Annotated in this window: 16 protein-coding genes; 2 read left to right on the forward strand and 14 right to left on the reverse strand. The window is 52.7% G+C overall.

Translation table 11 applies throughout. The annotated features are described in order from the left end of the window. Positions 1 to 22 precede the first annotated feature (22 nt). Together MRY86_RS12190 and MRY86_RS12195 are read right to left on the reverse strand one after the other, a co-directional pair. Complete coding sequence (locus MRY86_RS12190; protein WP_293567549.1) at positions 23 to 1,294, reverse strand: HAMP domain-containing sensor histidine kinase; 1,272 nt, start codon at positions 1,292 to 1,294, stop codon at positions 23 to 25. Next, complete coding sequence (locus MRY86_RS12195) at positions 1,291 to 1,968, reverse strand: response regulator transcription factor (RefSeq protein ID WP_293567551.1); 678 nt, start codon at positions 1,966 to 1,968, stop codon at positions 1,291 to 1,293. Before MRY86_RS12195 ends, MRY86_RS12190 begins: the two co-directional genes overlap by 4 nt. A 138-nt stretch (positions 1,969 to 2,106) precedes the next feature. On the opposite strand from MRY86_RS12195, the gene MRY86_RS12200 reads away from it, so the two are divergent. Next, entirely contained in the window at positions 2,107 to 3,393 is a 1,287-nt protein-coding gene (locus MRY86_RS12200; RefSeq protein WP_293567553.1) for a metallophosphoesterase, read from the forward strand. Between the two features lie 386 nt (positions 3,394 to 3,779). Here MRY86_RS12200 and tnpA read toward each other — a convergent pair whose 3' ends face one another. From tnpA to MRY86_RS12255, 11 genes are all read right to left on the reverse strand, one after another. Continuing rightward, entirely contained in the window at positions 3,780 to 4,244 is a 465-nt protein-coding gene (tnpA, locus tag MRY86_RS12205; RefSeq protein ID WP_293567555.1) for an IS200/IS605 family transposase, read from the reverse strand. A 791-nt stretch (positions 4,245 to 5,035) separates the two neighbouring features. Further along, complete coding sequence (locus tag MRY86_RS12210) at positions 5,036 to 6,547, reverse strand: PH domain-containing protein (RefSeq protein ID WP_293567557.1); 1,512 nt, start codon at positions 6,545 to 6,547, stop codon at positions 5,036 to 5,038. After that, the gene (locus MRY86_RS12215) at positions 6,534 to 7,061 is read right to left on the reverse strand and encodes a PH domain-containing protein (protein ID WP_293571524.1); all 528 of its coding nucleotides are present in this window, start codon (positions 7,059 to 7,061) and stop codon (positions 6,534 to 6,536) included. Before MRY86_RS12215 ends, MRY86_RS12210 begins: the two co-directional genes overlap by 14 nt. A 366-nt stretch (positions 7,062 to 7,427) precedes the next feature. Continuing rightward, positions 7,428 to 8,618 (reverse strand): hypothetical protein, encoded by a 1,191-nt coding sequence (locus tag MRY86_RS12220; RefSeq protein WP_293563645.1) that lies wholly within the window; start codon positions 8,616 to 8,618, stop codon positions 7,428 to 7,430. Between the two features lie 126 nt (positions 8,619 to 8,744). Then, a complete protein-coding gene (gene pepT / locus MRY86_RS12225) occupies positions 8,745 to 9,995 on the reverse strand; it encodes a peptidase T (protein WP_293563647.1) in 1,251 nt (416 codons plus the stop codon). A gap of 197 nt (positions 9,996 to 10,192) precedes the next feature. Beyond that, positions 10,193 to 11,011 (reverse strand): M48 family metalloprotease, encoded by an 819-nt coding sequence (locus MRY86_RS12230; protein WP_293571526.1) that lies wholly within the window; start codon positions 11,009 to 11,011, stop codon positions 10,193 to 10,195. Between the two features lie 575 nt (positions 11,012 to 11,586). After that, positions 11,587 to 12,924 (reverse strand): MopE-related protein, encoded by a 1,338-nt coding sequence (locus MRY86_RS12235; protein WP_293563486.1) that lies wholly within the window; start codon positions 12,922 to 12,924, stop codon positions 11,587 to 11,589. 593 nt (positions 12,925 to 13,517) lie between these two features. Further along, positions 13,518 to 15,710: a glutamine synthetase III gene (locus tag MRY86_RS12240; RefSeq protein WP_293571528.1), complete on the reverse strand. Its 2,193-nt coding sequence runs from the start codon at positions 15,708 to 15,710 to the stop codon at positions 13,518 to 13,520. Positions 15,711 to 16,189: 479 nt separating this feature from the next. Beyond that, positions 16,190 to 17,221, reverse strand: coding sequence for a glutamine synthetase beta-grasp domain-containing protein (locus MRY86_RS12245; protein ID WP_293568361.1), 1,032 nt, complete (start codon positions 17,219 to 17,221; stop codon positions 16,190 to 16,192). Between the two features lie 276 nt (positions 17,222 to 17,497). Continuing rightward, positions 17,498 to 18,751 carry an ammonium transporter gene (amt, locus tag MRY86_RS12250; RefSeq protein ID WP_293568359.1) on the reverse strand — a complete coding sequence of 418 codons (1,254 nt, stop codon included), beginning with the start codon at positions 18,749 to 18,751 and terminating at the stop codon, positions 17,498 to 17,500. A gap of 251 nt (positions 18,752 to 19,002) precedes the next feature. Continuing rightward, the gene (locus MRY86_RS12255; RefSeq protein WP_293568357.1) at positions 19,003 to 19,341 is read right to left on the reverse strand and encodes a P-II family nitrogen regulator; all 339 of its coding nucleotides are present in this window, start codon (positions 19,339 to 19,341) and stop codon (positions 19,003 to 19,005) included. Positions 19,342 to 19,526: 185 nt separating this feature from the next. Here MRY86_RS12255 and MRY86_RS12260 point away from each other — a divergent pair, with 185 nt between their 5' ends. After that, positions 19,527 to 21,050 (forward strand): hypothetical protein, encoded by a 1,524-nt coding sequence (locus MRY86_RS12260; RefSeq protein WP_293568355.1) that lies wholly within the window; start codon positions 19,527 to 19,529, stop codon positions 21,048 to 21,050. Positions 21,051 to 21,785: 735 nt separating this feature from the next. Here MRY86_RS12260 and MRY86_RS12265 read toward each other — a convergent pair. Continuing rightward, positions 21,786 to 22,224: T9SS type A sorting domain-containing protein (locus MRY86_RS12265; protein ID WP_293568353.1), on the reverse strand; the 439-nt coding region annotated here is incomplete at its 5' end.

Here is a 22,224-nt window from a genome sequence, read left to right on the forward strand (position 1 = left end):
AATGTTGAAGCAATTCTGAAGTTTAAACATTTGTCGGAAAAATCACACTTATTTCGTGCCAACCATCCTGAAAATCGTAATTAACGACCAGCCGGTTGGTGTCGCAAATCTTCTTCACGATAGCCAATCCCAGCCCCATCGACTTCTCAGATTGCTGGTTTTTGCGAAAGCGCTTGAAGAGGTCCCGGGTAGGAATGGTGGGGGGCGCACCGGTATTGCGGATGACGAGTCGCTCGTGATCCAGGAAAACCTCAATGGCACCGTCTTCCTGATTGTGGCGGATGGCATTGCGCACCAAATTGGAGACCAGTACGTCCGCCAAGGTGGGATCAAGGGCAACCTTCACGCCAGGTTTCACTTCCCGCCTCACAGGCAGGCCCCGCAGCATAGCCAACTCTTCAAAATTATCGATACATGTGTTTACGATGGTCGAAAAATCAATTTTATGCTGGGCACGGAACTCGTGGTTCTCAATTTTGGTGAGCAATAGCAACGCACTTCCCAGTTTAGACAGCCGCCTCAGGGCCGTCTGTGCATCGTCGATTAGCCGGAGCTGTTCCTGATCCAGAGACTGGGTTTCCTGGAGGAGTTCCAGCTTGCCCCGGGCAATGGACAGGGGCGTTTGCATCTCGTGAGAAGCATTCTCAGAAAACTCCCGGACCGTTCGGAAATCCCGCCTTGCCCGCTCTGTCATAGCTGATACAAAGGCATTGAGCTGCCGGAACTCCCGTGTGGTAGTCTTGGGCAAATCCAAAGGCTCAGACTGCTTAATGTTGAAACCCCGAATGCTGCTCAGGATGCGCTGAAAGGGGGTCAGCAGCCATCGGGTTACCAGAAAACTGGCAATCAGCATGCCGACGCCGAGAATTAGAAAAAGCCGCCAGATGATTTCCACCACCACATCGTAGATATCATCGGACTCAATGAAAACATCAGTGATGGTGATGTGGAAAAAGCTGCCATCCACTTCCTTCACGGCTTCCAGCTTCCGGTAAGGCTCCGTTTCTCCTTCGCGGTAGGGATGTGGGGCGATGGTATCTGTGAACCGGTAGAAAGTATCAATTTGCAGGTGGTCGCCCAGGTGTTCAATATTGGCTTTGCGGCGGCGTAGGATTTCTAACGGAATGCCATCCCGGATGTCATTGGCCATATCCTGCACCTCGTCGTAGAGCGCGTAGTCCGTCTCTTTGATCACCTCCGTTTCCACGACATGGTAGGTCACGTAGCCGCCAATGCCAAAGACCAACACGGACACCAGGAGGTAAAAAACCGTCGTTTTGGCAATCAGGTTCATCGGTTGGTAAATTTATAGCCCAGCCCGTAGATGGTTTTAATATGCTCTTCGCAGCCTTCGATGGCGATCTTTTTGCGGAGGTTCTTGATGTGCTGGTACACGAAGTCGAAAGAGTCCAGCAGGTCCACATCATCGCCCCAAAGGTGCTCGGCGATCACCTGCTTGGTCAGCACCCGGTTCTTATTAGTGATAAAAAACAGCAGCAGCTCATACTCCTTAACCGTCAGGGTAATGGGCTGATCGGAGACCGTCACTTCCCGGGTATCGGTATCAATACGGATGCAGCCATGCTCAAGCACCTTATGCCCCTGCTGACGGCGACGGCGAAAGATAGCATTGAGGCGGGCATTAAGTTCGGAAAGGTGGAAAGGCTTGGTCAGGTAATCATCGGCACCCAGTTCAAGCCCCTTGATTTTATCGTCCAGCGCATTTTTGGCAGAAATGATGAGCACGCCCGTCTCCGGGTTCATCCGTTTAAGCAGGCGCAGCAGATTGAGCCCGCTCCCGTCGGGCAGCATCAGGTCGAGCAGCACAATATCGTAGGAGAATGAAATCAGGCGGTCCTGGGCTTCCGCAAAGTTGCGCGCCGCCTCACAGACTACGTCGCCCCGGCTTAGGTACGCCTGAATATTATCCACTAATTCTTGCTGATCTTCTACAATAAGCAGTTTCATAATTACAAAGATAGGAAGCGATTTTGTAGCAATTTTGAAGTGCCCCGACGCTTAAGTTTACAAAAGCTTAATTGCTGGTTAAAAGCCAATAGGCAACATTACCGTAGCTTGCACCATCAACTGAACACTTGTTGCATTATGAACCGTCACCTATTCCTTTCCCTGTTTGCGCTGCTGCTTTCTGCTACAGGCTGCTCCGACCCCACCCCACCGGCTTCCGCAGCCCCCTCGCCCATCACCCGTTATCCCTACTTGCAAATGGCGCTGCACGACAGCCTTACCATCCTTTGGCGGTCTGCCAATGCCAACCCGGCTGAGGTCCGGTTCCGAAAACAGGGTACCGAAGCCTGGGTTACCGCCGCTGCAAACACCCGCCCGACCTCAGGCGGGCAAACTGAGTGTGAGGCAGTCCTCTACCATTTATCTCCAGCTCAGTACTACGAGTACCAGCTTTGGCAAAACAACGCCCCGCTCCTTCCAGACACCTTTACCTTTCGGGCGCCCATTGCCCCTACCGATACTTCTTTCCACTTCTTTGCCGTAGGCGACATCGGAGAGCCTCTGGAAACAGAAGGTACGCCCAATCTTCTTGGCAAAGCCCTGAAGCAGAGTGCTCACCGGTATGACCTCGGCATTCTGATGGGTGATATCGTCTATCCTGATGGGCAAAGCAAAGATTACGATGCTAATTTCTTCCGCCACTTTGAGGGCTACCTGTCTACTACCCCGGTATATCCAGTCTTGGGCAATCACGACTGGCATGAGCCGGAGCAGCATTTCATGCGGGAATGGAAGCTGCCTCATAACGAGCATTACTATAGTTTTCAGCATGGCAATGTGCATTTCATCGGGCTCGACAGCGGCAAGGGCGGGGATATGTACGACTACGAAAATCAGATACAATGGCTTAAGGATGATTTAAGCCACCGCCCGGCGGGCACTGATTGGACTATTGTCTTCCTCCATCACAACGGTAAGTCCTGTACCTATAAATCCGATGAGGCAGGGGTGATCTCTCTCTACCCTATCTTTGAAGCACATGGCGTTGACCTCGTGCTGAACGGGCATGCTCACACCTACGAGCGCCTCAATCCGATGAACGGGGCTGGTGAAGTGCTGCAGCCTTATCTTCAGGACAGCACCTCCACTTATCACGATCTGCCTGGCTTCATCAGCATCACGGCTGGCAGCGGGGGCAAACTTCGGGGTGTGGGCAGCGACCCGAAGGCTTACCACCCTAACCCAGACTCCTGTGCGCACCCCAACCTCGTCGCTGCCGCTCATCATACCTGGGCTTACCTCGGTCTGGAGGTAGACGGGAAACGCCTGACCGGCCGGGCTTACCAAACGGAAACGCTGGAAGTGCTGGACGAATTTACGTTGGTGAAGACGGGGGGCGAGAGGGCAATTGACCTGGTGCAGTAGCCTGATGTGCCTTGAGGTATCTAATACCCGAAGAAGGGCACATGCGACCTCGGCGAGAGGTTGGACCTGGCTGAGTCCTGTGATTTGTAAGAATTAACTTCTACGGCATCAGTCGCAGCCCTGAGGACTTCTGTTTCAGCGCTAACCTTTTGAGAGCGGGCTTTGCGATCACTACAAGGTCAGGTCTGCCTGGGTCCGGTAGTGAGTGAGATTTGACAATACCTGGCTGCGACAAGTAGACAGGCTCTACTAAGTTAAGCTTGATAAACCTGACCGGAATGGGCAGGCTTTAGTTCCCATCTGACCCCGACAGAGGTCACACCTCACTCAACTCACCAGACCATGTCAAAACGACCTCATAGAGGTCGCACACTCACCACTTTTAGCTAGTTCTCCCAAAAATCAAAAGGCCTTTTTCTACCCGTTTCCACCTCATAAGCTTTCAGAAAAGACGAAAACTCCTCCCGGAACGTCCGCTTTCGGTGGTGCGCCTTTTGATTATGAATATACCAGTATACCCGTTCCACGTGAGATTTGCTGTAAGAAAACGCAGCATATCCGGCCTGCCATTGGAATTTTTGAGGGCAAAACTGATTGTCATTAATAAAATTAGTACTCGCTTTCTTCGTCTCCTGAACTAAATGAGACAGAGATTCAGCAGGCTTGAAGCCGATTAAGAGGTGCGTATGGTCTGGCATACCGTTAATCGCCATCATTTTGTGCCCTCTTTTTTGTACGATCCCTGTGATGTATTTATATAGCTCTTGTTCCCATTGAGGTCTAATGTTGGCTTGTCGGTACTTTACCACGAATATAAGCTGAATATAAATTTGAGTGTAGGAGTCTGCCATAACTATTGCTTTTACTTATATGTCGCGGGAGGGTCGTAAATTCCATAAATCCCAGGAAAAAAACTTTTGCTTTTTTGGGGTTTGGGTTCCGGAATCAATTTCAGTGAGGGCAAGATTTCGAACTTAAAGCAGGTATAGCGCTCGTACATATGCGACCTCTACGAGGTCGAATCTCCCTCGTTCCCCGGGTTTGTGAGATGTGACTTCTACGAAGTCGGCCTGGGCAGACCCCTCCACGAGTATCAGGCCGGTAGCACGGAACTGACCGCGGCTGAGGTCAAATATTACTCTCTCTCCTACCCATAACAGCAAAACGACCTCTTACAATGGGTTTAGGGCAAACGTACCAAACGCGGTTTCCACGAAAACGTAGTGCAAAAGCCCCTGAGGAAGGGGGGTAGTTCAATTCTCGCCTAAAGGTATGGGCTGGGCTCTTCCTTTTTTCCCGGTTTACCGGGACCAAAAAAGGAAGCAAAAACGCTAGAAATTCGTAAACTCCTCTGTCGAACATGCAATTCCGGCAGCCGCCACCCAATCTAACGTGTTCCGTGACGTGTTCCGTGACGTGTTCTCATTTTGATGCGTTTGCCCTTCCATGGGTTAGAAAGCGGTGGCTTCCACGAAGTTATTTTAGGCTGCGCAGAACCTGGGTATCTAGGTGGCAGCACAGAACTGACCTCGGCAGAGGTCAAATATTACTCACCCCCTCAGCCACACCAGCAAAACGACCTCGTAGAGGTCGCACCCATAGCCAACACTACCAGCTAATCCTCCCATCAGAAAGCGCCCTTTTACATCCAATCCTCCCGCCGGCTTTCCACCCGGTACAGTACATAGTCCTGCAGCGCCCGCGCCAGATCAAGCGGAAGGAAAGGGACCCGCACCGAGCCCCCGGCCGTATACAACTCAACAGAAGCCAACGACCGGCGCCGTTGAAAAAACGACTGCCGGATACGGACAGACTGCACCTTATAGACCGGAAGCAACGTCATCGTCCGCCCCAGCACCCCTTCAGAGGTTTTTAGATACTCCGGCGACAACCAAAGCTGAAAACGCTCCTGATACAACCAAAGGTACAAGCCCCCCAGCACCGGAAAACCAATCGCCGGCAAGGCAAAACGCGGCTCCTGCAAAAAGTACCCCAACGCCCCAAAAACGACCGCAGGCAGAAACGTAAACCGGATATACCAGATGAAATACGCTTTGGAAATAGAATGACCCCGGAACACCGCCTCCCCACTGCCCTCAAAACTCGAATGCACCACATCATCCACCTGTACTGATTTACAACCTGGAATCGAAATTTGCTCCGCCGCCCGCTCCGAGCCCGAAATCGCCTGATGAATCGACACCCGGAAAAGCCCCAGCAACCGCCGCAGCGGATTGTCCGTCCAGCGGATGAGCTGAATCTTGCGCTTCTGCATAGAGGCTTCCCGCCGATTAAAAAGGCCTGCTTTCAGCTGAAAACCCTCCCGGCTCTCAAAAAACTGTAAATCGTAGTGCTGTGTGACCGTCCGGATCAGAGTCAGAAAGAAAGCCACCACAAACAATATAGCCGCCAGTATCAAAAAGCCCCAAAAGCCCGGCTGCAGCATCGGCCAGCGCTCAATCAGCGTCTTGACCAGGTCTTGCTCAAAGGCACCAGCCACTGTAAACAGAAACCCAAATACCGTGCCTACGATCACCCCGGCCGTAGCAAGGTGGTTTTGAGTCACCCCAATCCGTAGCAAATCCTCAAAAGTCAGGCGGAGGACTAGCGACTGCGCAACAGGGGCACTTTGTCCAGAGGTTTCCGGAGCCAGTCCAGTCTGCTCTTGCGCCTCTTCGCGCTTTTGCTCCAGCACGTAGGCCCGCATGGCTTCGGCATCCTTGCGCTCCAGCGCATCGATCGTAACTTCATGCCCACTGCTACCGGCCGAGTCGACCCGCAGGCTCACAACGCCCAGCAGACGGTGCAGCACGTTCTGCTCAATGTACAGGTTTTGAATGCGTTCAAAGGGGAGCTTCGTAAGACTGCGGTTGAACACGCCTTTCTGAATCACCAATTGGTCCTCCTCCAGATGAAAAAAATAACGGAAATAAGCCACTACCGAAACGCCCAGAGAAAACAAACCACCGATCACCACCACGGCATTCATCAGCAACTCCGTATTGCTTTGCTCCTTATTGCTGCGAAAAAGGAACACCAGCAAAATCGGCCAGGCTGCCCGTAGAATACGCACCACAAATTTGTAGATAAAGATCGCAATCGCCGCTTGCGCCTGCCGGCGGGGCTCCAGAAAATTCAGCTCACTCCTCTTCATCCGCAGCTACTTTTTGGGATAAGAAATTGCGGATGCGCTCAGCATCTTCTCTTTTTAGGCCAGGAATGACCAGGTCGCTCTGACTCCCGCCGGCGGTAAAAACCGACAGGCTCGACAGCCCAAACTGCCGCTCAATTACGCCCTGCTCTACCTCGCTGTGCTGAATCCGCGTGAAGGGTACTACCGTGACCGACCGGAACAGCAAGCCGCGGCGGTACATCAAATCGTGTTGCCTTACCGCATACCCTTTGATCCGGAAACCCAGATAACGCAGCACCGTGGTCAGCAATAGCAAAAACACCCACAGCCCGGCAATACTCCACCGTACCACCGGCGGAAAGCCTTCCACAAAAAAAGTGTAAGCCAGAAAAACCCCGAGTACCATAAGCCGAAACAACCAAAGCCCAATCAAGTCTACCCGTAGATAAGCCTTATTGAGCCCCTGCCATTCCACATCTGCTACACTGGGCAGCTCCTCGATTGACAATTGTGCGTTTTGGAATAATGTATTCATGCTTCCAAAATAGGCACTCTGCGGTGATTTTCAAATATTCGGATTCATATCACCCCCTGTGCTACTGCTTAAACTGCCCCTTGCCCCTTTGCTTCTCCTGCGCTTCCTATACCACAAGCCTATACTGATGCCCCTGCTCGCAATCCGTGAAAATCCGCGAAATCAGTCTAATCTGTGTTCCCCAAACTCCAAGTAACGCAATAGTACACTGAGGACGCTGATCTGACTGATTACACTGATCTTGCAACCCGGTACCGCCACACATCCATGCCCCCGCTCAAAATCTGTGCAATCCGTCCAATCCGTGTTCCAGTCTACCTCCGCAATCTCTGCGTGCCCCCCGCGAACGCCGCGTAAAGACAACTCTCAAATCATCCGCCGTGCCCCCGCAATCTCCCGCTTCACAAAAGGCTTCAACCGCTCCACCGCCTGCAGCAGCAACACCTCCTCGCTAGGGAACGGTACCGGCTGATTACCAATCCGCTGCCGGGACTGCTTGCTTAACGCCCGCTTATCGCCCCGGAACGTCGCTGCGAAATGCTCAAACACGGCCTCCGCAAACATGGGCTCCGTATGAATCAGATTGTCCGTAGACCGGTCCACAAACTCCAGCCGGCCACTAACCCGCGCCGCCTTATTCTGGTAGTTTTCCAGAATCAGCGCCCGCACCGTCACCTCCCGGGGCTGCGTAATATCATTGCCCAGGGAATCCTTCGCCACATTGCCATTGGCATCAAGTACATATTCCCAGCCATCTTCCACTACAGCCGTCTCTTCGTACTGCCGCTCGCGGACCAGCCCGGGGCTGACTTCAATGCGGTTGATGCGCATCACCACCTCGTAGTCGTAACGCAGCCCTTCTACCGGGCGCGTATGATAGACCTTCCACTGACTATTCATATCCTGAACGGCCATTGCAGTAAGTTCCCGCTCAAAAGCATTGGGGATCGCCATCGGTGCCTCTTGCCGCATGCGAACCAGAATATGGGTGGTGCCCAGGTAAAGGGCGTCCTCCTGCAACTGCTCCACATCCCGGTAACGACTGAAGTACTGCCGAATTCTATCCAGCTCAGCGTACGCTCGGCGGGCCGCCAACCGGTCTTCTCCCTGCTGCGCATCCCGGAGCAGGCGCTTGGCCTCCGCATAGTGAAATTCAGCCGCCTTTTCCCGGCTTTCCATTTCCAACTCGTCTACTTTCACAAAACGGAAATTGGCCTTAATGCCTTCTTTGGATACTAATGGCAATAGCGGGGCTACTGCCTCCTGACGTTTACGGATACTCAGGTAATGCTCGTGGATGCGCGCCCAGTTCTCCGGACGGTTCTGCCGCTTGAGGCGGTCCGCAGCTGACAGATCGCGCTGATTAGCTTTCTGAAAAGCTTCCTCCAGCGCCAGGACAAACTTGGTCTTCTTGTTCTTCTTGCCGGCCAGACGGCGGGCTGCCACCTCAATAGCCGCTTCGTAATTGCCCCGCTCCACCAGTTTCTCCGGTGACACACAGGAGCTCAGGCTTACGATAAGGATAACCATCAGGGAAAAGGAATATCGGGTACGCATAGTGTGTGGGTTTTTCTTATCCCCAAGGTATCACCCCTGCCTACCCGATGTTCCTAAATTGGCGTTAAGCCGCATTCAGATTCTGTTAAAAAACCTTAAACAGACAATATTGGCTCTTAAATTCTATTAAGAACGCGCTTCCCACAGGCGCACAATCTCCACAATCGTGCGCACGGCAGCCTCCATGTCTTGTACTGATGACCATTCCTCCTTAGAGTGGAAAGCATACTCACCAGCAAAAATATTTGGGCAGGGCAATCCCATAAAGGACAAACGGGAACCATCCGTCCCGCCCCGGATGCTGCGCTTTTGAGGCTCCACGCCAGCCCGACGCATCGCTTCTTCGGCATAGTCCACAATCTCAGGGCGCTGTTGGATCATTTGCTTCATATTGCGGTACTGCTCCTTCACCACAAACTCCGCTTTGGAATGCGGGTACTGCTGCATCACCTGATCCAGATAGCCTTTCAGCTCTGCTTCGTGGGCAGCCAGCTTTTCATCCTCAAAATCGCGGATGATAAACTGTACTTTGGCTGATTCCGCGCCCCCGCTGAGGCTTACGGGGTGTACAAAACCTTCTTTGCCCTCTGTCGTCTCCGGAGATAACCGGTCCTTTGGCAGGGCAGCCACCAGGTCAGCTGCAATTTTCAGAGCACTCTCTAGCTTGCCTTTGGCGAAGCCCGGGTGGATGCTCACGCCTGTAATATTGATGGTAACGGCATCTGCGGAGAAGGTCTCATCCTCTAAGCTACCCAGGCGCTCCCCATCAACGGTATAGCCAAATTCGGCATTCAGCTTTTCCATATCCACGTGGTCTACCCCCCGTCCAATTTCCTCATCAGGGGTAAACAGGATGCGGACAGCGCCATGCTTTATCTCCGGGTTCTGGGTAAAGAAGTGCACGGCATCCATAATCTCCGCCACCCCGGCTTTGTTGTCTGCCCCCAGCAGGGTCGTCCCGCTTGCCGTGATGATATCGTGCCCAATTTTATGCTTCAGTTCCGGGTGGTCTTCCGGGTTGAGCTGCACCGTAGGGTCATCGGGCAGGGTCAGTATGCCCCCGTCGTAATTCTTATGCACAAGCGGCTTCACCCCTTCGCCGCTGCAATCGGGCGAAGTATCCACATGTGAGCAAAAACAGATCGTAGGCACCTGCTTGTCCGTATTGGAAGGCAGGGTCGCGTAGACATACCCGTGCTCATCGAGGTGGGCGTCCGCTATCCCCATAGCTTTCAGTTCCTCTACCAGCAATCGGCTGAGATTTTTCTGCTTTTCAGTAGACGGGAAAGTGGTGGATGCCGGATCAGACTGTGTATCGATCTGTACGTACCGCAGGAAGCGGTCGAGCACCGTGTGGTTAATGGTCAGGCTCATCATTTTTGCCGGCAATTTAGGGAATTTGGGGAGCAAGTCCACGCTAAGGGCAAAGAAAAAGGGGTGGCGGGGGTGGTTCACGCTAAGGGCGCAAAAACAGTGTTGACGAAAGCCCTTTGTGTAAAACCTTCGCAACCTCTGCGCGAAACCTTTGTGCCCTTTGCGTGAAACCTTTACGTAAAAACTTCCGCGTGAACGCCCTAGGGCAAACTATTCTGGAAAGCCATCCAAGCCTGCGCATCAGAGTCAAAAGCCGTATCGCACATGCGCTCTTCCGCCTCCATATTGATGGCCTCTACGCGGTTGTCCGGATTAGGGTGGGTACTCAGGAACTGCGGAGGATTCGCACTGCCCTGATCGATCAGCTTCTGGAAAAAGCTCGCCGCACCATTCGCAGCATACTCCGTTTCGCACAGATAAATGACGGAAAATTGGTCCGCCTGCGACTCATCATCTCGGCTAAATTTCAATCCCAGGAGACTACCCAAAACATTAGTCAGTAGTTCCTGATCCTGCCCAAGCAGAAGGCTCAGCAAGGTTGCCACACCATACTGCTGGGTAAGCTGTTGGGTAGAATGGCGCAAATCAGCGTGAGCCATTTCGTGCCCCATTACACCCACGAAATCATCTTTTTCCTCCAGAAATTTAATAAGCCCCGTATACACAAAAATGTACCCCCCAGGTGCAGCAAAAGCATTCAGCGTTTCCGGGTCATCAATGATATAAACTTCCCAGGCAAATTCCTGTGCATACTTCACCTCCCCGCTAGCCAGAATGTCATCCACAATATCTTGTAAAAAAGCATAAGCCTGAGGGTACTGCCCCTGATCCAGAATAGGATATTCCTGGGGATTCGCCAGGATTTCATCCCGCAACTGCATACCCAGCATTTTGTCGTCCTCAATTGAGAACAAATTGATACCACCTCCACGGTCATCATCGCCGCCACAGCCGGTGAAACCCACCGCACTAAGGAGCAATACAAAAGCAAGCAGGGTCATCTGAATGCGCTTCATCATTTTATTTTTTAGTTTAGTTGTTCTGACGCCAAAAACCGCGGCAGTCACATTTTAGGAACGGCAGGGACAGCGGTGAAAGTTCATAAGCGGCCCCAAAGTTTTCTTAATTTGGTGCAAAACAGGGAGGCCGGGTACTGCTCTGCCGGGGTTCAGGTTGGTCTCAGTCAAGGCCCAGCCAAGGTTAAGGTTTCCAACTTCCCTAACTTGTCCGTATGGACGGGCCAGTCCAGACGGACAGGTCCATACGGATGTATATTGGCGCTTAAGTTACATCGGACGGAGAAGCACCAGGCTCCATCACCCTATGAAACGGCCGCTTTGCGACCGCCTCCCGGCGAACCAGCGACCGGCACTGCTTGATCCTTCAACCTTTATCCTTAACTTCCCAAAGCGACCTCGCAGAGTATCGCACTTTTCCTTAGTTGTAAAATACCCACCCGCAAGTTAGGGCATACGACCAAGCTAAGCCTATGCTTATAGTATACCCTAACTGCTCATCCTGCATCCGACCAGGACCACCATAAAACCCAGGACTGCTACCGACAGCAACCCTCGCCTGTTTTACCCACCCTCAACTACGGTTGAAGGTATACCTGATAAGCCGCCTTTCCATGCCTTGTTTCGACCGTAAGCATGTAATTTCCTTCTACCAGGCCAGCTAAGGGCATTTCCGTAGCTTGAAGTGGACCATTTACCAACTTACCATCCAGGCTATGCAGCATCAGCGTAGGGGTCTCTTCCCAGGGCCCTTGTACGTACAATACAGCCGAAGCAGGATTAGGGAAAACCCGGATCGCTGCCTTGAACGCCTCATCCACAGATACCACCAGATCACTACCGTCGCAGTCTTCATCTATACCATTATTAGGGATTTCTTCCGCCCCAGGGTAGATATCCGGATTACTGTCATCGCAATCCTCCCCATCAAAGAAGCCGTCATTGTCTGCATCTATAAAAACGACAGACAGACTGGCAATTTTTGCACCGATATTGCCGATAACCTTTACCGTGTCGTTGTGCAATACCATGTCAAAAACCTGAGAAGGGATATCGCTGTTCCCTTCTGCCTCGAAATAGTATTCTTCCTGATCACTGTCAAAATAGCGGATACCATCGTTAACGTCACCAAGCCAAAGCTCACCATCCGGGGTGTAGAGAATGCCCTGATAACTACGCTCCCCGTACACATTACCCATATCCTGCAGGTTGCCGGAGCTGTCATCATACCTTAACACACCTGCGTTGGTAGCAAACCAGATGTCCTGATTGTGGTCAACGAAAATATCCGCAACCCGAAGGTTCCAGCCACCAACTAGATCGTACAAATCCAGGACCTGCCAGTTCGTCCCATTGTTAAAAAAGTAAACGAAACCAGAGGTAGACAGGATAACGCGCCCGTCAGACTGCACAGCCAGTGGGTTACGGAGCACATCAGACTGAAATGGGGCATTATCCGGATTGTAAACCGTATAATCCTCACCGGATTTCCGGATCAGGCCATAATCAGGCGCAATGATCCAAAGCTCATTGCCATGGGCTTCAATGGTCCGCAGCTCGTTATAAGGCAAGCCGCTGTTCTCAGCCGTGTGGTGTATCACCACCCCGTTATTGACCTCAAACAGCCCTCTGTCGGTAGCTACCCAGGTCACACTGTCGCTATCAACGGCCACGCCAAAGGCCTCCGTATCCGCCTCTGGGTCAAGCTCAAAGGACTGCCATTCGTTTCCGGTTTTCACAAATAATTCACCCAGCGCTGAACACACGTACAAACTTCCGCCTTCATCCACTTCCAGATCCCACAAAAACGGCCAGGTAGGGCTATCGGGTGGAAATTCAGATTCCGTCTCCAAAGTTTGGGCACTTAAGCCGGTTACAAAGAGCATCGCGAAGAGCGCAAATAGTAGAGATTTCATATCAATACATTTTTTAGTTAGAGAAAAGCTTCACAAAAATAGTAAATCTGATAGATATAGTACCATTGAAAAAACTGTTCCCTCTTTCAAAAACCGGGCAGATTTTATCTTTCTCGACACTTTGAAAACCCAGCCACACCGACCGGTAACGCTCGTGTCCCAGGAATGTACCCGGAAAGGTTAAGGTTAAGCACCCAGCCAGTGCAACGACCGCTTTGCAACCGCTTCCCGGCAGACCACCCGAGCGGCACCGCTCATCCCTTTTGCAAATCTAAAGGTATGGGTACATTTCTCTCCATCCGCAAGCTAGAGCACACACCCTGTGGAAGCCTACGCTCAAAGTATACCCCAGCAGCCCAGGGCACATCGACCTCGTAGAGCGTCGAATATAAGTCAACCCAATCTATTACAGCTTTCCGACCTCGTAGAGCGTCGCACATTACCTACACGCAAATTAGGGCATACTTCCGAGGCGAGCCTACGCTTAAAGTATACCCTGACGGCACTACGCTCAACCCCAAATCAAAGCAGCCCAAGCCACGCCATACGCGCAGCCCGGGCTACTCTCTTTACAACAGTCTAAAACGTATCGTTTACCGGACAAACATCAGCTCCCGGTACTTGATCAGCGGCCACTCGCGGTCATCCACCAGGTACTCCAGGCGGTCAGCATAAGTGCGGATCTCTTCCATAAGAGGCTTGATCTTGTAGCAGTACGCCTTAGCCATCTCGTTGGCATCCTCCAGCTCGTTGGCATCGCGTCGGGCATTGGTCATTTCATTGACCTTCTGCTTAATGAGGCTTATGTTCTCCGCAATCAGCTTGATGATATCCAGCTGTGCCTTATACTCGTTTTCGCTCAGCCCAAGCTCCTTCATCTTCAACGCGCCGTCGGCCAGCTGCCCCTGGTAGGCAATCGCGGCAGGCAGGATATGGTTGATCACCATCTCGCCCATGGTGCGGGCCTCAATCTGCAGCTTGATGATGTAGTTCTCATTCATCACCTCGTAGTGGGCGTGTAGCTCCTTCTCTGTGAAGACCTTACTGGACGTGAACAACTCAATCGCCTCCTTAGACCGGTAGGCATTCAGCGCATCCGGTGTATTAGGCGTATTCGCCAGCCCACGCTTTTCGGCTTCCTTCTCCCAGGCTTCGCTGTAACCGTCGCCTTCGAAGCGGACCGCTTTGGACTCCTTAATGTATCGGCGCAAAATGGTCAGAATGGCTGCATTACGATCCTGCCCTTTTTCCATAAGCTCCTTCAGCTCGGTATTGAACAACTCCAGCTGATGGCCCACGATGGTATTCATCACGGTCATCGGTGCCGCGCAGTTCATCGTAGAGCCCACCATACGAATCTCAAACTTATTGCCGGTGAAGGCAAACGGAGAGGTCCGGTTTCGGTCGGTATTGTCCAGCTCAAGGTTAGGAATTTTATTCAGCAGGTCGATTACTTCCTTCACGCCAGCCTCATCCAGAGTCGCCCCATTCTCAATGCTGTCGAGGACCTTGGTAAGGGTCTCGCCGATAAAGACGGAAATAATGGCAGGCGGCGCTTCATTCGCACCCAAACGGTGATCATTGGAAGCCGAAGCGACACTGGCCCGCAGGATATCCGCATGCTTGTAAACAGCCTGAATGGTATTCACAAAAAACGTCAGGAAGCGAAGGTTGCTGCCCGGCTTCTTACCTGGCGACAGTAGGTTGCTGCCCGTATTCGTTGACATCGACCAGTTGTTGTGCTTGCCTGAGCCATTCACACCTGCGAATGGCTTCTCATGCAGTAGCACCCGAAGCTTGTGGCGGCGTGCAACGCGGTCCATCAGGTCCATCAGCAGCTGATTGTGGTCGACAGCGAGGTTGACTTCCTCGAACATCGGGGCCAGCTCGTATTGGCCCGGACCTACCTCATTGTGGCGCGTACGTACCGGAATACCCAACTTATGGCACTCCGTTTCCAAGTCGCGCATATAGGCGTATACCCGCTCCGGAATCGAACCAAAGTAGTGATCATCCAACTGCTGCCCCTTAGGCGAATGCTTGCCCAGGAGCGTGCGGCCTGTAAGCAGCAGGTCAGGACGGGCATTGAACAAGGCTTCGTCTACCAGGAAGTACTCCTGCTCCCAGCCGAGGGTCACCCATACTTTGGAGACCTGCTCGTCAAACAGCTGGCAAACAGGGATGGCCGCCTGCTCCAGATAAGACTGCGACTTCAGCAACGGCAGCTTGTAGTCGAGGGAGTCTCCCCCATAGGTAACAAAGATAGTGGGAATGCAAAGCGTCTTGCCCTCCCCTACTTCCAGGATAAAGGCTGGTGAAGAAGGGTCCCAGGCGGTATAGCCTCGGGCTTCGAAGGTGGAACGCAGTCCGCCTCCAGGGAAAGACGACCCATCGGGCTCCTGCTGAACGAGGGTATCGCCGGTGAATTCTTCCACTACCTCTCCATCCGGGCGCAAGGTGAAGAAAGAATCGTGCTTCTCAGCCGTACGTCCAGTCAGCGGCTGAAACCAGTGCGTGTAATGGGTAGCGCCGTGGTCCATCGCCCAGCGCTTCATAGCATCGGCAACGACATCGGCATCTTCACGCGACAGCTTAGCGCCTGATTCAATGGCCAGCTTCACATTGCTGAAGGCCTCTTCGGTCATGTATTCCTTCATTGCTTTGTCGTTGAAGACATTACAGCCAAAGAAGTTTGAAATCTTGGGGTCGGGTACGTCTACGTACTCCAACTCAAACCCGGAGCGATTAAGGATAGTATCCAGGGCTTGGAATCTGGAAAGGCTCATAGAAATATGCTTAGTTTTAAGTTTTAAAAAATGCGATCCCAGGTTTGATGAATGCTGACGCATTTTACTTCGAAATCCTGAAATGCATGACTATAGTTCCTAAATTTTCAATTGCTCTAAAGGTAACAAACTTTGGTAGCCTGTGGTAGCTCTGCTTTGCCGGATTTTGGTAAAACCTGGCAAGGGGTCCAGGCTAGTCCTGGGGGAGGTTGAGGTTGACCTTGGGCTGCACCCGGATCGAGGTTGAGGTTGAGGGTCCCGGCCAGACCTCCCAGTCGGCGACCGCTAACGGTCGCTCCAAGTGGAAGACCCCGGATGGTCTCAACCTCAACCTCATCCTCATCCTTATCCTTGCTACGGACCTCAACCCCGCACAAACCTTAAAGCTCCAACAAGACTGCCCCCGGACAAAACCGGAGGCAGAAAATTGCATACTTCTATGCAGGAACTATAAGGTTAATGTATAGCTATTACCATTTTCAGGCGGGCTGCATCACATCCGCCGAGCGGACCGTTTTAATAATGCGCGCCGCTACCTTGTAGGGGTCCGCAGCAGAGTTGGGGCGGCGGTCTTCCAACCAACCTTTCCAGCCATTCTCTACTGTAGCGATCGGGATGCGGATAGACGCGCCCCGGTCAGATACACCGTAGCTGAATTTATCAATCGATTGCGTCTCGTGCAGGCCGGTAAGGCGGAGGTGGTTGTCCTCCCCATACACGTCGATGTGTGCCTTAATGACATCCGGCGAAGCGCCAAAGGCCTGACAAACCGTATCGTATACGTCACGGCTGCCCGCCTCCCGCAGCAGAGAGTTCGAGAAGTTGGCGTGCATGCCCGATCCGTTCCAGTCGCCCTGTAAAGGCTTGCAATGCCAGTTGATACCCAGCCCGTACTTCTCTGCCGTACGCTCTAGTAAGTAACGGGCTACCCACACCTGATCGCCGGCCTCATGCGCACCTTTGGCAAACACCTGAAACTCCCACTGCCCGGCAGCAACCTCGGCATTGATGCCTTCAATGTTGAGGCCCGCATCGATGCACAGGTCGAGGTGCTCCTCGATGACCTCCCGGCCGTAAGCATTGCCTGCGCCCACAGAGCAGTAGTAAGGCCCCTGTGGCCGCGGATAGCCATTGGCTGGGAAGCCCAGCGGCTTATTGGTCTCTAAGTCCCAAAGGAAGTATTCTTGTTCAAAGCCGAACCAGAAGTCGGCATCGTCGTCATTAATCGTTGCCCGTCCATTGGTCGGGTGAGGTGTGCCATCGGCATTCAACACCTCGCACATTACCAGAAAGCCCGCCCGGCGGTCGGGGTCCGGATAAACCGCGACCGGCTTAAGCAGACAATCGGAAGCGCCACCTTCGGCTTGATTGGTGGAACTGCCGTCAAAGGACCACATTGGGCAGTCCTCCAGGGCACCACTAAAGTCTTTTACAATCTTGGTTTTGGACCGAAGACCCTGCGTGGGCGCTGATCCGTCCAGCCAGATGTATTCCAGTTTTGATTTCGCCATGATTTATTTGAGTTTTGTGGTCAATTTTTGATAGTTCCTGCTGGGCTTGGAGATTCCAGCGGAGGTTGAGGTCGAGGCTAAAACCAACCGGGATCCTCCGGAGGGAGCGACCGTTTAGCGGTCGCCTCCTGGGAGACCTCGCCAAGCCCCTCAACCTTATCCTCAACCTCAACCTTTCCTAAGACTGACTCGGGACAACCTTCCCAGGTCTCCCAGGAAATATCCGTCCCGTTATCGTTTTTTCATACTAATCCAAACACCTGTTTTCCTAAAATTCTAATCCATCAGCTGATAAGCCGGCTCTGTCACCGTACCCGCCTCATAAGCTTCCATATCATGCTCTGCAACGTCCAGGCCTCGCTCTTCTTCCTCCTCGCTTACGCGGATACCGATCGTCTTTTTCAGCAAGAACATCAGTCCGAAGGCAAAGGCGAAGGTAAATGCACCGACTGCCAGTGTGCCATACAGCTGAATCCATAGCTGGCCCAGCCCGGCTTTCGCACCAAAAATACCGACCGCCAGCGTACCCCAAAGCCCGCACATCAAGTGAACGGAAGTGGCACCAACTGGATCGTCAATTTTAATGCGGTCGAAGAAGACCACAGATACCGGGATGATCAGGCCAGCAATGCCACCAATCATGATGGCCTCCATAGGGCTCATCAGGTCGGCCCCGGCCGTAATGCCCACCAGACCGCCCAGGATGCCGTTGAGGACCATAGAGAGGTCATGCGACTTGAAGAGGAAGTAGGATAAAAAGAAGGCGCCTACCGCCCCGGCCGAAGCAGCAAGAGAAGTCGTCACAAAGACCAAAGATACCGCCACCGGATCGGCGGACAGCACTGAGCCACCGTTGAAACCGAACCAGCCGAACCAAAGCAGGAATACCCCGATAGCTGCCAAAGGCATGCTGTGCCCAGGAATCGGCTTGATGCCGCCATTCTTCTGATACTTGCCCCGGCGCGCGCCCAGCAGTAATACGGCTGCCAATGCGCCCCAGCCACCTACGGCATGGACCAGTGTAGAACCTGCAAAGTCGTAAAAACCTGCCGCATCCAGCCAGCCGGCACCCCACTTCCACATACCGGTAATGGGATAGCTGATGGCCACGAACAAGGTCGCAAAAATCAAGAAAGCATTGAGCTTAATGCGCTCCGCTACCGCACCGGAAACGATGGTAGCCGCTGTCGCCGCAAACATACCCTGGAATATAAAATCCGTGTAGTAGGTGTAGCCGCCATCTGCATAAGCAATCGCGCCCGCGTCCCCTTCCGGCATCGACAGCCCAAAGCCACCAAAGCCAAAGAAGCCGCCTTCATTCACACCTGGGTACATCAGGTTGAAGCCCACGATAAAGTAGGTCAGCAGCCCGATCGAAATGATCATCGCATTCTTAAAGAGAATATTGACCGTATTTTTCTTTTGTACAAAGCCAGCTTCCAAAGCCGAAAAGCCCAGGTGCATCACAAAGACTAGCACCGTTGAAACCAACATCCATACATTATTTGCCGTGAATAATGCCTGATCCATAAACGTAGTCGTTAAAAGTAGTTCTTCAAATAGTTCCTTACACAGAATATACCGTCGGCCTTCGCCCAACAGTGGTCACTGCACTGCCGGTCGGCAGACAGTGATTTCTTGCAACTTAATTTGGTTATTGGTAAGACAGGGCTAAAACACCAGACCCGCCTCAACGAGAGGCTGACCTGACCTCAGCAATAGGAAGTTAAAATAAGATTGTGTGCAGCAGCAGCGTAGCAAATAGGTTAAGAACACGAGATCTACAACGCCTCCGCATTGGTTTCCCCGGTGCGGATGCGGACGACGTGCTTTACATCGTAGACAATGATCTTGCCATCTCCTACCTCACCCGTACGACCGGACTCGCTAATGGTTTTGACAATATCATCGACCTTTTCTTCCTCGCACAGAATATCGAGTTGTAAGCGGGCAATGTAGTCGGCATCGTAAGTACTGCCCCGGTAGGTCATCTTAGGACCGACCTGCAGGCCAAACCCCTTGACTTCCGTAAGGGTGAAAAACCGCACCCCGATACCCGCCAGCGCATCCCGGATTTGCTCAAAACGGGACAACCTGATGATCGCTTCTATTTTTTTCATTTTGTCAATCCTTTAAAAAGTGTTGTCAACTTTTGGCTGGGCTTGCGGAACTGTATTCTGTGTTAATTACAAATGTAGCGCCTAATACTCCCCCAATATAGCTACTTTTGTTTTTTGATGTGATGCCCAAAACTACCTTAAAAACCATAACCTATTGTTTTTCAAAATTATAAAAACAAATTAATGTGCCACTAAACAACAAACGTGACCATCTCCTCCACCTCATTCAGTCCATGACCCGGGCCGAAAAGCGCAACTTCAAGCTGTATGCCAGCCGCTATCAGGGCGATGCCACCTTCGTGCAGCTCTTCGACCTCCTCAATCAAATGGACAACTACGACGACAAGGCCATTCTCGATGCCCTGCCCATTTCCCCCCGCAACCTGCCCAATCACAAACGCCACCTCTACCAACAGCTCCTCAAGAGCCTCCGCCTGCTCTATATCAAGCGCGATATTGAGATTTTCATACACGAGCAGATCGACTTCGCCCGCATCCTCTACAGCAAAGGCATGTACATGCAGGCTCTGCGCACCCTCGAAAGCGTCAAAAATAAAGCTGAAGCCCACCATCAGGATGTCCTCCACCTAGAGATCATCGAATTCCAGAAGCTCATCGAAGCCCGCCACATTACCCGAAGCCGACGCGTCGCCAATAAAATGGAAGGCCTGCTCGAAGAAGCCAGCCACCGCAGCCGCATTGCTCACTCCAGCAACCTTTTCTCCAATTTCAACATACAAATACAAGGCTGGTACATCGAGTACGGCCATGTAAAGTCAGAAAGTGAAGTCGCCAAAGTCCAGGCCTTTTTCGAAGCCCACCTCCCCAAGGAGCACCTCAACGGGCACCTCACCTTTTTTGAGAAAGCCTACCTCTACCAGGGCTACATGTGGCATCAGTACATCCTGCTCAACTTCGACGTAGCCCTGCAGTATGCCCAGCGGTGGGCCCTCCTGTTCCGCGAAGACCCCCAGATGCAGGAAAAAGATCCTACCCTCTACATTCGTGCACTCTACTACAATATGGTGCTCCATTATATGCTCGACGACAGCACCGCCCTCCGCAGCTGCCTGAACGATTTCGAAGCCTTTTACCACGCCAACGCCACCAACCTCGATGCCACGGCCCGCTCCACTGCGCGCGTCTACCTTCACCTTAGCCGTCTCAACCACGCCTTCGTCAGCCGGCAGTATCAGGCCGGCATACAGCTCATCCCCAACCTCAAAAAAGAGCTCCGCCTCCTTGAAGCCCAGACCGATGTCCACCGTATCCTCCTATTTTACTATAAATTCGCCTACCTCCACTTCTGCGATGGGCAGTACGAAGCCGCCCTCGACTACCTCAATGAAATTATCCACCTCAAGGCCGGTTCCCTGCGCGAAGATCTCCTTCATAATACCCGCATGCTCCACCTCCTGTGCCACTACGAGCTGGGCAACTACCGCCTGCTCGACTACCTCCTGCGTGCCGTGCAGCGCCTTTTTGCCAAGGCCACCGACCTCAGCCCCATGCTTGCCCGCACCCTTCGCTTCCTGGCTGAGCTTTCTAATAAGCCGCTTTCTGAGCATACCGTAGCCTTCCGGCAGTTTCACACCGCCCTGCAGCCCTTTCGCGAGAGCCCCTACGAACGCAAAGCCATTCACTACCTTGATGTCCCGGCCTGGGTAGACGGGAAGGTAGGGCGCCGGGGGGGGAAATGCTTAGCCTGAGGAACGGAGGAAAACAAAGACGCGTGGGAGGATAAGCAAGATTGAAGTTGGTCCGCTGTTTAGTACAGCTTAGGTTTCCGACTTTCCGTATATAACCATACCGATGGATGTCAGCGCTAAAGCTACGTCGAACGAAGAAGCACCAGGCAGCGTGCTCCAATGGCAAGGCTGCTTTGCGGCCACCAGTAACGCTCGCCCATTTTACGTTCAATATTTTACATCTTGCAGTTCCGAAGCGAAGCAAGGCGAGCATGGGTGTACCCCAGCAAGGCCTGTATGGATTATACTGACGATTAAGTGTTTGCTACAGCAAACCCACTCAATGCTTGCGTTTACGCTGAGAAGTGGCTTGCGCTTGTCCTGACAAGCTACGCTTCGTCAGTGGCCTGTCCTGACAAGCTACGCTTCGTCAGTGGCCGATGCCGCAAATCCGAGATTCCAGACGATGAATGTTGGATCCAAGACCCAGACGAGGAATGTCTGGACTGTAAGCCCCAGACGATGATGTCTGGATCAACGACCCAGACGATGAATGTCTGGACTGTAAGCCCGACATTTATCGTTCCCCGTGCTGTCCGTCAGCACCAGTAGGTGACCACTTTGTATTGCGTATACATTTATACAACTGGTAACACTACTCCTCTTTAGCCTCCTGCATCAATCAACACAAAGAAACTGCAGCCCGGACCAAGCCCGAACTGCAGTTTCAACCTAAAAAAACAAAATTTAACTTACTTACTGCCGTACCACCTTCAGCACCTCCCGGTAGCCATCATCAGTGACCACTTCCAGGAAGTACAAGCCCGCAGGCAGGGCACCAGCATCCCAGCCCAGTTCCCTCTCACCTGCTCTAAGCGGCTGCTGCAACAGGCGCTGCCCAAACTCATTGAGCAGCGTAGCCTGCCCCGCGGTAGGCAATGGCTTGCTGAACTGCAGGGTGAATTGACCGCGTACTGGGTTGGGCAGCACACTTGCCTTTACCACCTCAGGCGTTTCCGCTGTCCAGCCCGGAATATTCGGCGCAGACAAGCTTTGTCCGTCCTGGCTCTGGTAGTTCACGCTGCTAAAGACCGCAGTAGCATCGCCGTTGGGGTCGGTGGTAAAGACCGCCAGGCCCATTTCCACACAGTTGCCCATCGGCACATACGCCTGATGGAACAGAATCCAGCTGCCG

This window comes from Phaeodactylibacter sp., from assembly GCF_022763345.1.
Classification (GTDB): Bacteria; Bacteroidota; Bacteroidia; order Chitinophagales; family Saprospiraceae; genus Phaeodactylibacter.

Excerpts from the sequence above, each read along its gene's own strand:
- MRY86_RS12190 (WP_293567549.1), bottom strand. The coding sequence starts at position 1,294 with ATGAACCTGATTGCCAAAACGACGGTTTTTTACCTCCTGGTGTCCGTG.
- MRY86_RS12195 (WP_293567551.1), bottom strand. The coding sequence starts at position 1,968 with ATGAAACTGCTTATTGTAGAAGATCAGCAAGAATTAGTGGATAATATT.
- MRY86_RS12200 (WP_293567553.1), top strand. The coding sequence starts at position 2,107 with ATGAACCGTCACCTATTCCTTTCCCTGTTTGCGCTGCTGCTTTCTGCT.
- tnpA (WP_293567555.1), bottom strand. The coding sequence starts at position 4,244 with ATGGCAGACTCCTACACTCAAATTTATATTCAGCTTATATTCGTGGTA.
- MRY86_RS12210 (WP_293567557.1), bottom strand. The coding sequence starts at position 6,547 with ATGAAGAGGAGTGAGCTGAATTTTCTGGAGCCCCGCCGGCAGGCGCAA.
- MRY86_RS12215 (WP_293571524.1), bottom strand. The coding sequence starts at position 7,061 with ATGAATACATTATTCCAAAACGCACAATTGTCAATCGAGGAGCTGCCC.
- MRY86_RS12220 (WP_293563645.1), bottom strand. The coding sequence starts at position 8,618 with ATGCGTACCCGATATTCCTTTTCCCTGATGGTTATCCTTATCGTAAGC.
- pepT (WP_293563647.1), bottom strand. The coding sequence starts at position 9,995 with ATGATGAGCCTGACCATTAACCACACGGTGCTCGACCGCTTCCTGCGG.
- MRY86_RS12230 (WP_293571526.1), bottom strand. The coding sequence starts at position 11,011 with ATGATGAAGCGCATTCAGATGACCCTGCTTGCTTTTGTATTGCTCCTT.
- MRY86_RS12235 (WP_293563486.1), bottom strand. The coding sequence starts at position 12,924 with ATGAAATCTCTACTATTTGCGCTCTTCGCGATGCTCTTTGTAACCGGC.
- MRY86_RS12240 (WP_293571528.1), bottom strand. The coding sequence starts at position 15,710 with ATGAGCCTTTCCAGATTCCAAGCCCTGGATACTATCCTTAATCGCTCC.
- MRY86_RS12245 (WP_293568361.1), bottom strand. The coding sequence starts at position 17,221 with ATGGCGAAATCAAAACTGGAATACATCTGGCTGGACGGATCAGCGCCC.
- amt (WP_293568359.1), bottom strand. The coding sequence starts at position 18,751 with ATGGATCAGGCATTATTCACGGCAAATAATGTATGGATGTTGGTTTCA.
- MRY86_RS12255 (WP_293568357.1), bottom strand. The coding sequence starts at position 19,341 with ATGAAAAAAATAGAAGCGATCATCAGGTTGTCCCGTTTTGAGCAAATC.